Below are 12,757 nucleotides of genomic sequence, written 5' to 3'. Positions count from 1 at the left end.
GCGTGAGCCCGGGAAGCAGCCCCGGTTAGGCTGAGATCGTGAGCGATGCTGGAAGCAACGGAAACCACGCGGTCCACGACTCCCCCTGGGAGGGCGCCCGCTACCTGCGGGAGATCCTGCGCGCCCCTGTCTACGAGGCCGCCGAGCACACCCCCCTGCAAATCATGCCCGCCCTGTCCGCCCGCCTGGGCAACACGGTCGAGGCCAAGCGAGAGGACCTGCAAGCGGTCCACTCCTTCAAGATCCGTGGCGCCTACAACGCCATGCGCTCCCTGTCCGACGCCGAGCGCGAACGCGGCGTGGTCACCGCTTCCGCCGGCAACCATGCGCAGGGAGTAGCCCGCTCGTCCGCCCTGCTGGGTGTGCACGCGCTGATTGTCATGCCGACCGTCACGCCCCGCATCAAGGTCGACGCCGTACGCGCCCTGGGGGGCGAGGTGCTTCTGGCCGGCGACAACTTCGACGCTGCTAAGGCCGAGGCCCTCCGCCTGGCCGAGGCCGACGGGCTGACATACATCGCCCCCTTCGACGATCCGCGGGTGATCGCCGGCCAGGGCACTATCGGATTGGAGATGATCCAGCAGGACGCCAATCTGGATCGCGTGTTCGTGCCTGTGGGCGGCGGCGGCCTGATCTCCGGCATCGCTGTACTGATCAAGCAGCTGATGCCGCAGGTTCAGGTCATCGGCGTCGAGCACGAGGAGTCGGCCTGTCTGAGCGCCGCCCTTACCGCCGGGGAGCCGGTCACGCTGGAGCACGTCGGCCTGTTCGCCGAGGGGGTGGCAGTGCGCCGCATCGGGGATGAGACCTTCCGCCTGTGTGCGCAGCTGCTCGACGACGTCGTCACCGTCTCCTCCGACGAGGTCTCCGCCGCCGTGCGCGACCTGTTCGAGGACCTGCGCGCCGTGCCGGAGCCGAGCGGCGCCGTTGCCCTGGCGGGGTTGAAGCAGTACGTGGCAGCGCACGATCTGTCCGGAGAGCGACTGGCCTGCGTGCTGTCAGGGGCGAATCTGAACTTCCACCAGCTGCGTTACATCTCCGAGCGAGCCGAGATCGGCGAGCAGCGCGAGGCGATCCTGGGCGTGACCATCCCAGAGGTGCAGGGAGAGTTCCTGCGTTTCGCCTCCGTACTGGGCGGCCGGGCGGTCACCGAATTCAACTACCGGGTCTCCGCCTCGGCGCCCGCGGGCGCACCGGCCCGAATCTTTGTGGGTGTGCGGCTCACTCGCGGACGGGAGGAGCGCCGCGAGATCGTCGCCGACCTGGAAGCCGCCGGCTACGGCGTGGTGGACCTGACCGAGGACGAGCTCGCCAAGGTGCATGTGCGCTCCATGATCGGCGGGCGCGCCCCCGAGGGCCTGGTGGAGCGGCTGTTCAGCTTCGAGTTCCCCGAGTCCCCCGGGGCACTGACCCGGTTCCTGGAGATCCTAGGGACCCGCTGGAACATCACCCTGTTCCATTACCGCACCGACGGTGCCGACTACGGACGCATTCTGACCGCCTTCGAGGCCGGCCCGGACGACGCCGAGCTGACCGAACACATGGACCGACTCGGCTACGCCTACCAGGAGGAGACGGACGACCCCTCCGCACGCTTCTTCCTGGCCCGCTGAATCCGCCAAGCCACTCCCCCACCCCTTCACCGAGGTCGGTAGACCTTACGTGCCGAGGTCGGTCGCCGCCTAAACAGGCTCTCCGTGTTTGGGGGTAGTTGGCAGTGTGTGTTGGTAGGTCCAGCAATGGCCTCTCCCGCACCAACGCACAGCCTCCCGCACCTGAACGCTGCCTGCCGCGGTCGAGGACGGTCTTCTCGTCGTCATTTCGAGTGACCGTATCCGCGCGCACGAAGCACTGGTTTCCGACCTTGGCGTGTGGTTTACGACCACAGGGTGGTCACGAATCGCACCCCAAGGTCGTAAATCGACATGACGGTCATCTTGCGAAGCACAAGCCAGTCGGGGATCAAAGTCTCGTCGCGTTCGCGGGTGTGGTGGTGTACCAGTGAACCCCTGGTGTCGGTTGCTGTTGATGTCCCGGCGGGAGGGCTCTGGCGGGCACGATGGGTGCGATTGATCGCCGCGAGTCTGGGGGACCACGGCGGATCCCGGTGGAATGCTGCGGTTCCTTTGGGAAGGCTAGGACGCTCGCCTGACGGTTCCTCCTCGTGCAGACGATTCCATCCTTCACGCGACCCTACGTCTCTTCAGTTCAACGATTAGTGCTTTCCTGCAACGGTACGCACCTCGCAGTGCCCGAACCGTCGGCCAAGGGCACAAACCTTCAAGCCCCGCGCCGACCTACGTGCCAGATCCCATCCAGATGAAGTGGCGCCGGCCGCTGCTCGATTGGAAGTCCGAGCGCGAAGTAATCCGCCACCCGCGCAAGTACGTTCCCGCGCTCGTCGCCTGCGTGCTCTCCACCGCGTGCTGGGCGCTCACGCGCTGAGCGGGTGCGCGCCCCGACGACGACGGGACGCGAACACCCGCTCAGCTGCGTTAATTCCGAATGCGACAGGCGTCAGCGAACGCGGATCCGGCTAAGGTCACGGACGGCGCCGAGGTCGGCGCTGGTGGCGAGCATGCCGTAGGCGCGCAGCGACTTGGACACGTGGCGGGGACGCGGCTTGTGCGGCGTCCATGCGTCCTGCCCGCGGGCCTCCTCCTCGGCGCGACGCCGGGCGATCTCTCCCTCATCTACATCCAGCTCGATGGAGCGGTTCGGGATGTCGATCACGATGCGGTCCCCGGTGCGCACCAGCCCAATGAGCCCGCCCGCGGCGGCCTCCGGGGAGACGTGCCCGATGGACAGTCCGGAGGTACCGCCGGAGAAGCGCCCGTCGGTTAGCAGCGCGCACTCCTTACCCAGGTGCATGGACTTGATGTAGGTGGTCGGGTACAGCATCTCCTGCATGCCCGGGCCGCCGCGGGGCCCCTCGTGGGAGATGATCACCACGTCGCCTGCCTTCACCTTGCCGCCGAGGATGCCCTCCACCGCCTCATCCTGGGACTCGAAGACGACGGCGGGCCCGGAGAAGGTCAGGATCGAGGCATCCACCCCGGCGGTCTTGACGATGCATCCCTTCTCGGCGATGTTCCCGAACAGCACCGCCAGCCCGCCGTCGGCGGAGTAGGCGTGGGCGACATCGCGGATGGCACCGTTCTCACGATCAGTGTCCAGTGCCTCCCAGCGGGAGGACTGGGAGAACATCTCAGTGGTGCGCACGCCCGCGGGTGCGGCCAGGTAGCGGGTGCGGATCATCTCATCCACCCGGCTTGCCTGCGGGTCGCGCAGGCCGTCGGCGTCGGGGCGGCCGATATCGTACTGGTCGAGCTCGTCCGCCAGGGTGCCGCGCAATACGGTACGAGTGGCGGTGTCGAGCAGCCCCCCGCGGTCCAGCTCCCCAAGGATGCCCATGATGCCGCCGGCACGGTGGACGTCCTCCATGTGGAAGACGTTGGTGGAGGGAGCCACCTTGCACAGGTGGGGAACCTTGCGGGACAGCCGGTCGATGTCGGCCATCTTGAAGTCGACCTCCGCCTCCTGGGCGGCAGCAAGCAGGTGCAGCACCGTGTTGGTGGACCCGCCCATGGCGACGTCCAGGCTCATGGCGTTCTCGAAGGCGGCCTTGGTGGCGATCGAGCGCGGCAGGACGGAGGCGTCGTCCTCCTCGTAGTAGGCCTTGGTGATCTGAACGATCTGGCGGCCGGCCTCCTGGAACAGGGCCTTGCGGTCTGCGTGTGTGGCCAGGAGCGATCCGTTGGTCGGCAGCGCCATGCCCAGGGCCTCAGTCAGGCAGTTCATGGAGTTGGCAGTGAACATGCCGGAGCAGGAGCCGCAGGTGGGGCAGGCCAGGCGCTCAATGGCGGAAATGGTCTCATCGGGGACGGTAGGGTCGGCGGCGTCCATCATGGCGTCGATCAGGTCGAGCTTGCGGGTGGTGCCGTCGGCGGCCACCATCTTGCCGGACTCCATCGGACCACCGGAAACAAAGATGGTGGGGATGTTCAGGCGCATCGAGGCCATGAGCATGCCGGGGGTGATCTTGTCACAGTTGGAGATGCACACCAGGGCGTCGGCGCAGTGGGCGTTCGCCATGTACTCCACCGAGTCGGCGATCAGTTCGCGGCTGGGCAGGGAGTAGAGCATGCCATCGTGCCCCATGGCGATGCCGTCATCGACGGCGATCGTGTTGAACTCCTTGGCAATGCCGCCGGCGGCCTCGATCTGCTCGGCGACCACCCGGCCGACGTCCCGCAGGCCCACGTGCCCGGGAACGAACTCGGTGAAGGAGTTGGCGATGGCGATAATCGGTTTGCCGAAGTCCGAGTCCTTGACACCGGTGGCGCGCCACAGGGCGCGGGCGCCGGCCATGTTGCGGCCAGTGGTGGAGGTAGCGCTGCGATAGCGGGGCATGAGCGTCTCCTGGGATGCGGACGATTTTCGAATGGCCACAGCGTAGTGTCAGCGGCGTCGACAGTCCCTGTGCGTTCACTCACTGAGCCTTAAGTTTCCTGCGGCATTGCAACGTTCCGACGACGCCGCCTCCGCTCGCCGGTGAGCGAAAAGCCTCGCCTCTACCTGCCGAATTACGACACACGCCCCTCACGCCTCCCATCTCCTGCCCCGCCGCCGACATGCCCTCCCCAGCCGCCCGAGCCGAAACAACGCTCCCCCTACACTCTTGAGCACCGGATCAACGGAGGCCGCATGACCATTCCGCGCAACGCCGTCGACATCGCCCATGCCGTCAGCGCCGGACACATCACCGCACGGGCCACGATCCAGGCCGCGCTGGAACGCATTGATGCACTCGACCCGGGTCTCAATGCCTTCACCGCGGTGCGGCGTGAAGCCGCCCTGCGGGAGGCCGACGTCCTCGACCGGCGCATCGCGGCAGCCGGCCCGAGCGCAGCCGGACCGCTAGCGGGAGTACCGGTGGCGGTCAAGGAGGAGTACGACGTCGCCGGGGAGGTCACCACTGTCGGTGGCCGGGGCAATAGCAATCCCGCCCAGGCGGACTGCGCCGTCGTCCGACGGCTGCGGCAGGCGGGCGCCATCATCGTCGGGCGCACGAACATGCCCGAGTTCGGCCAGTTCCCGGTGGGAGAATCCGCGTATCACGGCGACTGTCTGAACCCCTGGGACCCTGCCCGCTCCCCCGGCGGCTCCTCGGCAGGCTCGGCGGTCGCCGTCGCCACCGGCGCAGTTCCGGTAGCCATGGGTGCCGACGGCGGGGGCTCGCTACGCATTCCGGCCTCGGCCTGCGGGGTGCTGGGACTGAAGCCGACTCGCGGCAGGGTCAGTTCGGCACCGCTGGACGAGCACTGGTTCGGACTGGCGAGCTTCGGCGCGATCACCCGCACTGCCCATGACCTGGCCGTGGTCATGGACGTCGTCAGCGGTAATGAGCCGGTGGATCGGTGGCGGCTCGACGCTCCTACTCGGCGGTTCATTGACGCCGTAAGCGCACCACCGCCTCAACTACGCATCCTCTCCGCATCCAATGCGGTCATGCCGGGTGCGCGCCCGACGCCGGCCATCACCCAGTCCGTGCGCTCCGTCAGCGCCGTCCTACAGGGCTTGGGCCATGATGTGCGCCCGGCTCGGGTGGCCTGGCCGGTACCGACCGCACCGTTCCTGACGCTGTACTTCGCCGGCATGCACGTCGAGGCGCAGCAGGTTGAGCACCCGAACCGTCTGGAGTCGCGCACCAGGACCTCGGCGCGTCTGGGCGCGCTCATTCCACAACCGGTGGTGCGCGCGGCGCTGAGTCAGGCCAAGCGCGTGCACGACGGCGTCGAGGCCGCCTTCGGGCGGGCAGACCTGCTGCTACTGCCCACCCTGCTAGACCTGCCCGGCGCCGCGCACGACTTGCACGGTAAAAGCTGGCTGTCGGCGATGCTCGCTTCGACGCCGACGATCTCCAACACTGCGATCTTCAACGTCTCGGGACATCCGGCATTATCGGTGCCGGCGGGGTTCTCACACGGCCTCCCCGTAGGTGCACAGCTCGTGGCCCGCGCGGGACGAGAGGATCTGCTACTGGCGGTGGCGGCGCAACTGCATACCCACTAGGCGACGGAGACTCACTCCGGAGGACGCCACCTCGTCCCCGCCAGCCGCGCCCCGCCCCTACTACGACCCTTTGCCTTCTACTACGAGCTTTTGCACCCTGGTGTACGCCTTTTTGCCGCACACCAGGGTGCAAAAGTTCGTGTCGGGGGACAAAAGCTCGTACCAGTGCACGGTTCCGTGCCTCATGCCGGGAGGCGAAGGCCCGTGTCACATGGTGCCGAGGCCGCCAATGCGGCGTCCGAGGCGCCCGTACTGGGGAAGTCCCGAGGGCCAGAGCGCGCCCAGCGTCAGCGACGTTCGCGAGGCGCCCGTACTGGGGAAGGCCCGAGTCACATGGTGCCGAGGATCTCGGTGACGAACACCAGGGTGTCGCCGCCCTTGATGCCGGCCTGCGGCACCCCGCGCGAGCCGTAGCCGAGCTCAGAGGGGATGGACAGGATCACCCGGCTGCCGACGCGCTGGCCAACCAGCCCGTCGTCCCAACCGCGGATGACCATGCCTACGCCGACCTGGAAGTTGAGCGGCTGACCGCGGTCGTAGGAGTTGTCAAAGACGCGCCCGTTCCAAACCTGGCCCAGGTAGTGGCACACGACGGTGTCGCCGGACTCAATGACGGCGCCGTCGCCGGCGTCAAGCACCTGCACCTGCAGACCCTCGGGGGCCTCCGGCCCGGGAAAGGTCAGGGTGGGCTTAGCGCCCTTGGCGCCGGAAACGGTGGGCATGTTGATGTTGATCATGCGGGACAGGCTACGGCAGGAGAGGACGAATCAGCCAAAGCCGCACACCCGGGCTGGGCAACGCCGGGAGCGGACCCGCCGCGTACAAGACGCGGCGGTGCCCGCGGAACCGGAAACCGGACCGCGGGCACCGCCGACGCCGCTGTTGGCGTCCAGTGTCAGATTCGGGAGCGCACCGTCAGTTGTCGCGCAAAATGGCGAGGATGCGCACGAACTCAACGTACAGCCACACCAGGGTGACAACCAGGCCGAAGGCTCCGGCCCAGGCGTACCGCGTCGGCAGACCCTGCTCGACACCGCGCTGAACGAATTCAAAGTCCATGGTCAGGCTGAAGGCCGCCATGACCACCGCGACCAGTCCGATGATCAGCCCCAGTGGTAGGCCCATGATCGTGACGCCGCGCAGACCCCACGGATCGGACACCACGCCGGTGAGACTGAGCACCAGGTTCACCACGCTGAAGACCAGGTAGCCACCCATGGCGGTCAGCAGAATACGCTGCGCCCGCGAGCTCAGGCGGAAGCCCGCGAACTTGTATGCCAGCAGGACTACGCCGAAGGTCGTCGCCGAGGCGAGCACCGCCTGCATCACAATGCCCGGGTAGATCATCTCCATTACGCCTGAGAAGGCCCCCAGCATGGTGCCCTCGAATACGGCGTAAGTCAGGATCAGCGCGGGGCTGGGCTCGCGCTTGAAGGAGTTGACCAGACCCAGGGCGAGGGCTCCGATCGCCCCAACGATCAGTGCCAGCATGCCCAGTCCCATGGTGGCCTCGTTGACCGCCAGCATCCAGCTGACGGCACCGGCGGCGAGAATCACTGCGAAGATGCCGAAGGTACGGACGATGACGTCGTCATAGGTCATGCGGCCGCGGTCCACATTGGTGGCCGACGGCGCACCGTACTGGGCCTCCAGGTCGGAGACCTGCTGCGGGGAAACGTCGCCGTAAGCGGGCGCCTGGCCGTACTGGCCGCCGGTCTGGTAGCCGTAGGCGGGTGCCTGGCCGTAGGCCTGGGTGGCCTGCGTGTCAGCCTGACCGGGCTGATATCCCGGCATGGTCGGGTAGCCGTTGGGGGTGCGCTGCGGGGCCGACGCCGTAGCGGCACTCCCGTTGAAAACGGGGCTGTGAGAGAAGTACGGGTTGCTCATCGCCAGTATTGTCCCCGATCTTCCTGAAGATGTCCTGTGTGTTCTGCAGCCGCATCCCCGGCACCGCTGCCGCCCGCACGGGTCCGACGGCGGCGCTGCTGCAGAGCCGGGGATGCACGTCACCCGGCGTGTGCTCAGGCCGACTCCTCCTCCAGGAGGACCGCAGCTCCTCCGCCAAGCCCACTGCCGCGGCTCCCAGATTCCCCAACCGGGCCGATAAACAACGTGCGCGACAATTCTAGCCTGGAGCTGTTCGGGCGCCGACCGGTACCCACCGGTACAGCCGCCGCGCAACCGAGAATCCCGGAAAGAGTTGATCCTGTTGATCGAAGCTGTCGATCTCACCAAGCGCTACGGCTCCAAGACCGCCGTCGACCACATTTCCTTCACCGTTGAGCCAGGCACCGTAACCGGCTTCCTGGGCCCCAACGGGGCGGGCAAGTCCACCACCATGCGCCTGATCCTGGGGCTGGACAAGCCCACCGAGGGGTCGGTGAAGGTGAACGGCCACGCCTACCAGGAGCTGTCCGCCCCGCTGCGCCAGGTCGGCGCGCTCCTGGATGCCAAGGGCCTGCACGGTTCCCGCTCTGCCCGCGCCCACCTGACTCAGCTCGCCGTCTCCAACGGCATCCCCACCCGCCGCGTGGACGAGGTGCTGGAACTGACCGGACTGACCCCGGTGGCCAAGAAACGGGTCAAGGGCTTCAGCCTGGGTATGGGCCAGCGCCTAGGCATTGCCGCGGCCCTCCTGGGCGACCCGCAGGTGCTGATCTTTGACGAGCCTGTCAACGGCCTGGACCCCGAGGGCGTGAAATGGGTGCGTGACACCTGCCGCCACCTCGCCGAGCAGGGCCGCACCGTATTCATCTCCTCCCACCTGATGAGCGAGATGGCCCAGACCGCCGATCACCTGCTGGTCATCGGCCGGGGCCGCATCCTCAGCTCCGGGCCCGTCGGCGAGGTAATCGCCTCCGCAACCAGTGACGTCGTCCGGGTGGTCTCACCACAGGCCACCGACCTGGCGGCCGCGCTGAACACCGCCGGCATCGATACCTCCACCCCCGAGCCGGGAGTGCTGACCACCACGATGGCCCCGCCACCCGCATCGGCGAGATAGCCGCAGCCCACGGCATCGTGCTGCACGAGCTGGCCACCCAGCGCGCCTCCCTGGAGGACGCCTACCTGGAGCTGACCGGCAACGACGTCGAATACACCACCGGATCAGAGCAGGCGCCCGCCCCGGCCGGCGCCCGCGCCTGAACACGACTCCGCGGCCTGCACGTGGGCACGGCAGTCCCTTCCGAGCATCCCGCAAGCCTTCCGATACACGAAAGCAGCCTCATGACCACCACCGCCCTATCAGACACCACCGGCACAACTGGATCCGCCGCATCCACAGGCCCCGCCGACTCACGCGCCGTCGCGGACTCCGCCGCCGAATCAGGCGGCCGGAAGCGGACCCGCACGCAGGACGCTCGCACCGAGGCGGGCCCGCCCCACCGCTCCGCATCCACCCGTCCCACCGAGCTCGCCGACGGCCAGACCTTCGCGCGCGCGGTACACGCCGAGTGGATCAAGGTCGCCTCCCTGCGCTCAACCTGGATCACCTCGCTGATCGCAGTCGCCATCACGGTGCTGTTCAGCACAGCCATCTCCATTGCCTACGCCTCCATCCCGGAGGCTGCGGACTCCGCCGCCGACGCGGTGATCGCCGGCAACCAGTTCGGCCAAATCGTTGTAGCCGTGCTCGGGGCGCTCATCATCACCGGCGAGTACTCCTCCGGGCAGATCCGCTCCTCGCTCGCAGCCGTACCCCACCGCTGGCGGCTGCTGGTGGCCAAGGCCATCGTGGTGGGCGCACTGAGCTTCGCCATCGGCGCAGTGTCCACGCTGCTGACCTGGGCGGTGTCCACGCCCTTCATGGACGGGCACGGAGGCTCACTGACCGACCCGGAGTACCTCGGATTCGTGTGGGGCACCGGGCTGTCCTTCACCGGGATTGCGCTTATGTCCCTGGGACTGGGCTTCCTGCTGCGCTCAACAGCCGGGGCGATCACCCTGGCGATCACGCTGCTGTTCGTCGTCGACATCCCGCTCTCGGCGATGAGCATCAAGTGGGACTGGGCCGTCTCCTTGCAGGGGCTCGAGCCGTTGCAGACCGCCATGGCGGTCTACGACCCCTTCCACCACATCGTGAGCTGGGGCACGGCAGGCTCCATCTACTTCCTCCAGCAGTGGCAGGCGGCGCTGGTGTTCGGCGCCTGGGCGCTCGTTCCGCTCGCACTCGGCTGGGTGGTATTCACCCGTCGCGACGCCTGAGCGCGCCCCCGAGGGGTGGTGGTGAAGCCCAGTTCTCCCGGGCGGCGCCACCACCCCTCGGCCGCCAGTCCGCCTACGCACCGCTTCACCGATACATCGCCTACATCACCGGCACGGGGCACAATTGGCCCGTCGAGCAGAGGGGAGCCCACGTGATGAGTACGCCGTCTACCGCAGCTCACCTGCTGCGCTGGCAGACCGCTCATCCCTACCTGGCCGACGCCGCCATGGCCACGGTGGTGCTGGTACTGAACGTCTTCATGGGCCTGTGGCCTTTGCGCCAGGCCGGCATCCCCTCCGCGAGCTCCTGGCTGCCACTCACCCTGGCGGCATGCCTGATCTGCACCCTCTCCCTGGTCTTCCGCCGTCGCCACCTGGTGTCCACCTGGGCGGTGCTGACCTTCCTGCCGATCCTGCACGAAGCTGTAATAGCGCTCGGCCTCGCCGATATGGGAATCGTCGAGATCGGCTACGTAGCCGACGCCCTGCGGGCCTTCACCCTGCTGGGCGTGCCGTTCACCCTGGCCACGCTCGCCATGCGCTACCGCTCGGCCTGGGTGTGGACCGCCTGCGTGGTCTCCACCTTCGTCACCGTGATCGGCCAGGCGCTGCTCGGCGGATACGCGATCGACACGCTCGGGGCGCTGATCATGCCCTACGGGCTGACCAATATCATCGGCGTGCTCGTGGGCACCGTGATCCGCGCCCAGGCGGCCCAGTTGCGGGAGGCAGAGACGCGCTCGGCGCGCCTGATGCTGGCCCGCGAGCAGGAGGCTGCCCTCGCCGCCGCCAACGAGCGCAGCAGGATCGCCCGCGAGATGCACGACGTAGTCGCCCACTCCCTGGCCGTGATGATCACCCTCGCCGACGGCGCTGCCGCCGCCGTCGACCGCAACCCCGCCATGGCCAGGGAAGCACTCACCACCCTGGCCGAGACCGGCCGCACCGCCCTGGCTGACACGCGCCGGCTCGTGGGCGTTCTGCGCGAGGACCCGGCCCTCTCCCCCACCTCGCCGGATACGACGTCGTCCCCGGGTAACGGCAAGAGCCTGCCCGCGCCTGTTGACGCCGACGCCACGGCACAACACCCGCACGGCGCCGTCACCGCCGCCGCCGCGAGCGCAACCATCCGTGACCTTCCGGTTCCAGAATTCGCCCCGCCCGGAACCGTCGCCCCGGTGGAACCCAGCCAGGAGATCGCAGACCTACGCCGGCAGGCGACCGCGGCTGACGCGGATGTGTCCGGCGGGAACACGCCACTCGCTCCCGCACCCGAGCAGGCCGACCTGGAGGTGCTGGTGGAGCGCTTCCGTGCCGCCGGGGTGCCCGTGACCTATCGGTGGACCGGGCGGCAGCTTCCCGCGGACAAGGGCCTGCAGCTGACACTGTTCCGCATCGCCCAGGAAGCGCTGACCAATGTGCTGCGCTACGCCCCCACTACGCGCCAGGTCGCCATCACCGTTGACAGGTACGCGGGCACGGCCGTCCTGACCATCGACAACGACGCCGCCCCGGATCGAAGCCGCTGCACGGGTCCGGCAAGGGCCTGATCGGCATGCGGGAACGTGCAGCCGTCTATGGTGGCACTGTGCAGGCCGGGCCGACCGCGACCGGGTGGCGCGTGCGCGCCATACTGCACTGGGACGAGGACTGGGACGACTACGACGAAGGGACAGCGCCGTGGCAGATGCCGCAGTGAGTGACGCATCCGATCCGACCGGGGCCGACGCCCCGGATCCGCTTGAGGCCACCAGCACTCCCGGCCGCAACCGGCCGATCACGGTGGTGCTGGCCGACGACCAGGCGCTGATGCGTATGGGCTTCCGCATGGTGCTGGATCCGGCCGAGGACATTGAGATCGTCGGAGAGGCCTCCGACGGAGCCACCGCCGTAACGCAGGCACGGGCCCTGAAGCCCGACGTGATCCTCATGGACGTGCGGATGCCGGGAATGAACGGAATCGACGCCACGGCCGCGATCACCCGGCAGTGCCCGGACACGAAGATCCTCATCCTGACCACCTTCGACCTGGACGAGTACGCCTTCGCCGGCCTGCGCGCCGGGGCGAGTGGCTTCCTGCTCAAGGACACCCGCCCGGGCGAGCTGGCGGAGGCGATCCGCACTGTTGCCGACGGCGAGGCGGTAGTCAGCCCGCGCATCACCCGCCGCATGCTGGAAATGTTCTCCTCGCACTTCCCCGATAGCGGCGGCTCCCAGTCGCAGGAGGATGAGCGCATCGCCTCGCTCACCCCGCGCGAGCGCGAGATCCTGACCCTAATGGCGCAGGGTCTGAGCAACTCGGAAATCGCCGACCACCTGGTCGTATCCGCCACCACCGTGAAGACGCACGTAGGCAATGTACTGACCAAACTGAACGTGCGCGACCGCGTGCAGGCCGTCGTCGTCGCCTACGAGACCGGCCTCATGCGCTGATGCGCCCAACCCACCACCGAGATCGGTCGATATGGCGCGGTGC

9 protein-coding genes and 1 pseudogene are annotated in these 12,757 nt (G+C 68.0%); 7 read left to right on the top strand and 3 right to left on the bottom strand.

Annotated features, from left to right (window positions below; genetic code table 11):
- Positions 1–38: 38 nt before the first annotated feature.
- Positions 39–1,613 (top strand): threonine ammonia-lyase, biosynthetic, encoded by a 1,575-nt coding sequence (ilvA, locus tag CWT12_RS02700; protein ID WP_161923605.1) that lies wholly within the window; start codon positions 39–41, stop codon positions 1,611–1,613.
- Positions 1,614–2,319: 706 nt separating this feature from the next.
- Positions 2,320–2,445, top strand: coding sequence for a hypothetical protein (locus tag CWT12_RS14300; protein ID WP_272927762.1), 126 nt, complete (start codon positions 2,320–2,322; stop codon positions 2,443–2,445).
- A 72-nt stretch (positions 2,446–2,517) separates the two neighbouring features.
- Here CWT12_RS14300 and ilvD read toward each other — a convergent pair whose 3' ends face one another.
- A complete protein-coding gene (gene ilvD / locus CWT12_RS02695; RefSeq protein ID WP_161923604.1) occupies positions 2,518–4,413 on the bottom strand; it encodes a dihydroxy-acid dehydratase in 1,896 nt (631 codons plus the stop codon).
- Between the two features lie 294 nt (positions 4,414–4,707).
- On the opposite strand from ilvD, the gene CWT12_RS02690 reads away from it, so the two are divergent.
- The gene (locus CWT12_RS02690; RefSeq protein WP_161923603.1) at positions 4,708–6,075 is read left to right on the top strand and encodes an amidase; all 1,368 of its coding nucleotides are present in this window, start codon (positions 4,708–4,710) and stop codon (positions 6,073–6,075) included.
- A gap of 329 nt (positions 6,076–6,404) precedes the next feature.
- Here the strand turns inward: CWT12_RS02690 and CWT12_RS02685 are convergent, their stop codons facing one another.
- The gene (locus tag CWT12_RS02685) at positions 6,405–6,812 is read right to left on the bottom strand and encodes an FKBP-type peptidyl-prolyl cis-trans isomerase (RefSeq protein ID WP_161923602.1); all 408 of its coding nucleotides are present in this window, start codon (positions 6,810–6,812) and stop codon (positions 6,405–6,407) included.
- Positions 6,813–6,990: 178 nt separating this feature from the next.
- Positions 6,991–7,962 (bottom strand): Bax inhibitor-1/YccA family protein, encoded by a 972-nt coding sequence (locus CWT12_RS02680; protein WP_161923601.1) that lies wholly within the window; start codon positions 7,960–7,962, stop codon positions 6,991–6,993.
- A 322-nt stretch (positions 7,963–8,284) separates the two neighbouring features.
- Between CWT12_RS02680 and CWT12_RS02675 the strand changes: the two are divergent.
- From CWT12_RS02675 to CWT12_RS02660, 4 genes and pseudogenes are all read left to right on the top strand, one after another.
- Positions 8,285–9,222: pseudogene (locus CWT12_RS02675) on the top strand (ABC transporter ATP-binding protein).
- Between the two features lie 81 nt (positions 9,223–9,303).
- Positions 9,304–10,281 carry an ABC transporter permease subunit gene (locus tag CWT12_RS02670; protein ID WP_161923600.1) on the top strand — a complete coding sequence of 326 codons (978 nt, stop codon included), beginning with the start codon at positions 9,304–9,306 and terminating at the stop codon, positions 10,279–10,281.
- 155 nt (positions 10,282–10,436) lie between these two features.
- A complete protein-coding gene (locus CWT12_RS02665; RefSeq protein ID WP_237564280.1) occupies positions 10,437–11,831 on the top strand; it encodes a sensor histidine kinase in 1,395 nt (464 codons plus the stop codon).
- Between the two features lie 145 nt (positions 11,832–11,976).
- Complete coding sequence (locus CWT12_RS02660) at positions 11,977–12,714, top strand: response regulator (RefSeq protein ID WP_442862541.1); 738 nt, start codon at positions 11,977–11,979, stop codon at positions 12,712–12,714.
- The last annotated feature ends 43 nt before the right edge of the window (positions 12,715–12,757 follow it).

The sequence above is a fragment of the Actinomyces sp. 432 genome, assembly GCF_009930875.1.
Lineage (GTDB): Bacteria > Actinomycetota > Actinomycetes > Actinomycetales > Actinomycetaceae > Actinomyces.
Note: the sequence above shows the minus strand (reverse complement) of the source record. Positions and strands in the feature narration are given on the sequence as shown.

Excerpts from the sequence above, each read along its gene's own strand:
- CWT12_RS02670 (WP_161923600.1), top strand. The coding sequence starts at position 9,304 with ATGACCACCACCGCCCTATCAGACACCACCGGCACAACTGGATCCGCC.
- CWT12_RS02685 (WP_161923602.1), bottom strand. The coding sequence starts at position 6,812 with ATGATCAACATCAACATGCCCACCGTTTCCGGCGCCAAGGGCGCTAAG.
- CWT12_RS02680 (WP_161923601.1), bottom strand. The coding sequence starts at position 7,962 with ATGAGCAACCCGTACTTCTCTCACAGCCCCGTTTTCAACGGGAGTGCC.
- CWT12_RS14300 (WP_272927762.1), top strand. The coding sequence starts at position 2,320 with ATGAAGTGGCGCCGGCCGCTGCTCGATTGGAAGTCCGAGCGCGAAGTA.
- CWT12_RS02665 (WP_237564280.1), top strand. The coding sequence starts at position 10,437 with ATGAGTACGCCGTCTACCGCAGCTCACCTGCTGCGCTGGCAGACCGCT.
- CWT12_RS02690 (WP_161923603.1), top strand. The coding sequence starts at position 4,708 with ATGACCATTCCGCGCAACGCCGTCGACATCGCCCATGCCGTCAGCGCC.
- ilvD (WP_161923604.1), bottom strand. The coding sequence starts at position 4,413 with ATGCCCCGCTATCGCAGCGCTACCTCCACCACTGGCCGCAACATGGCC.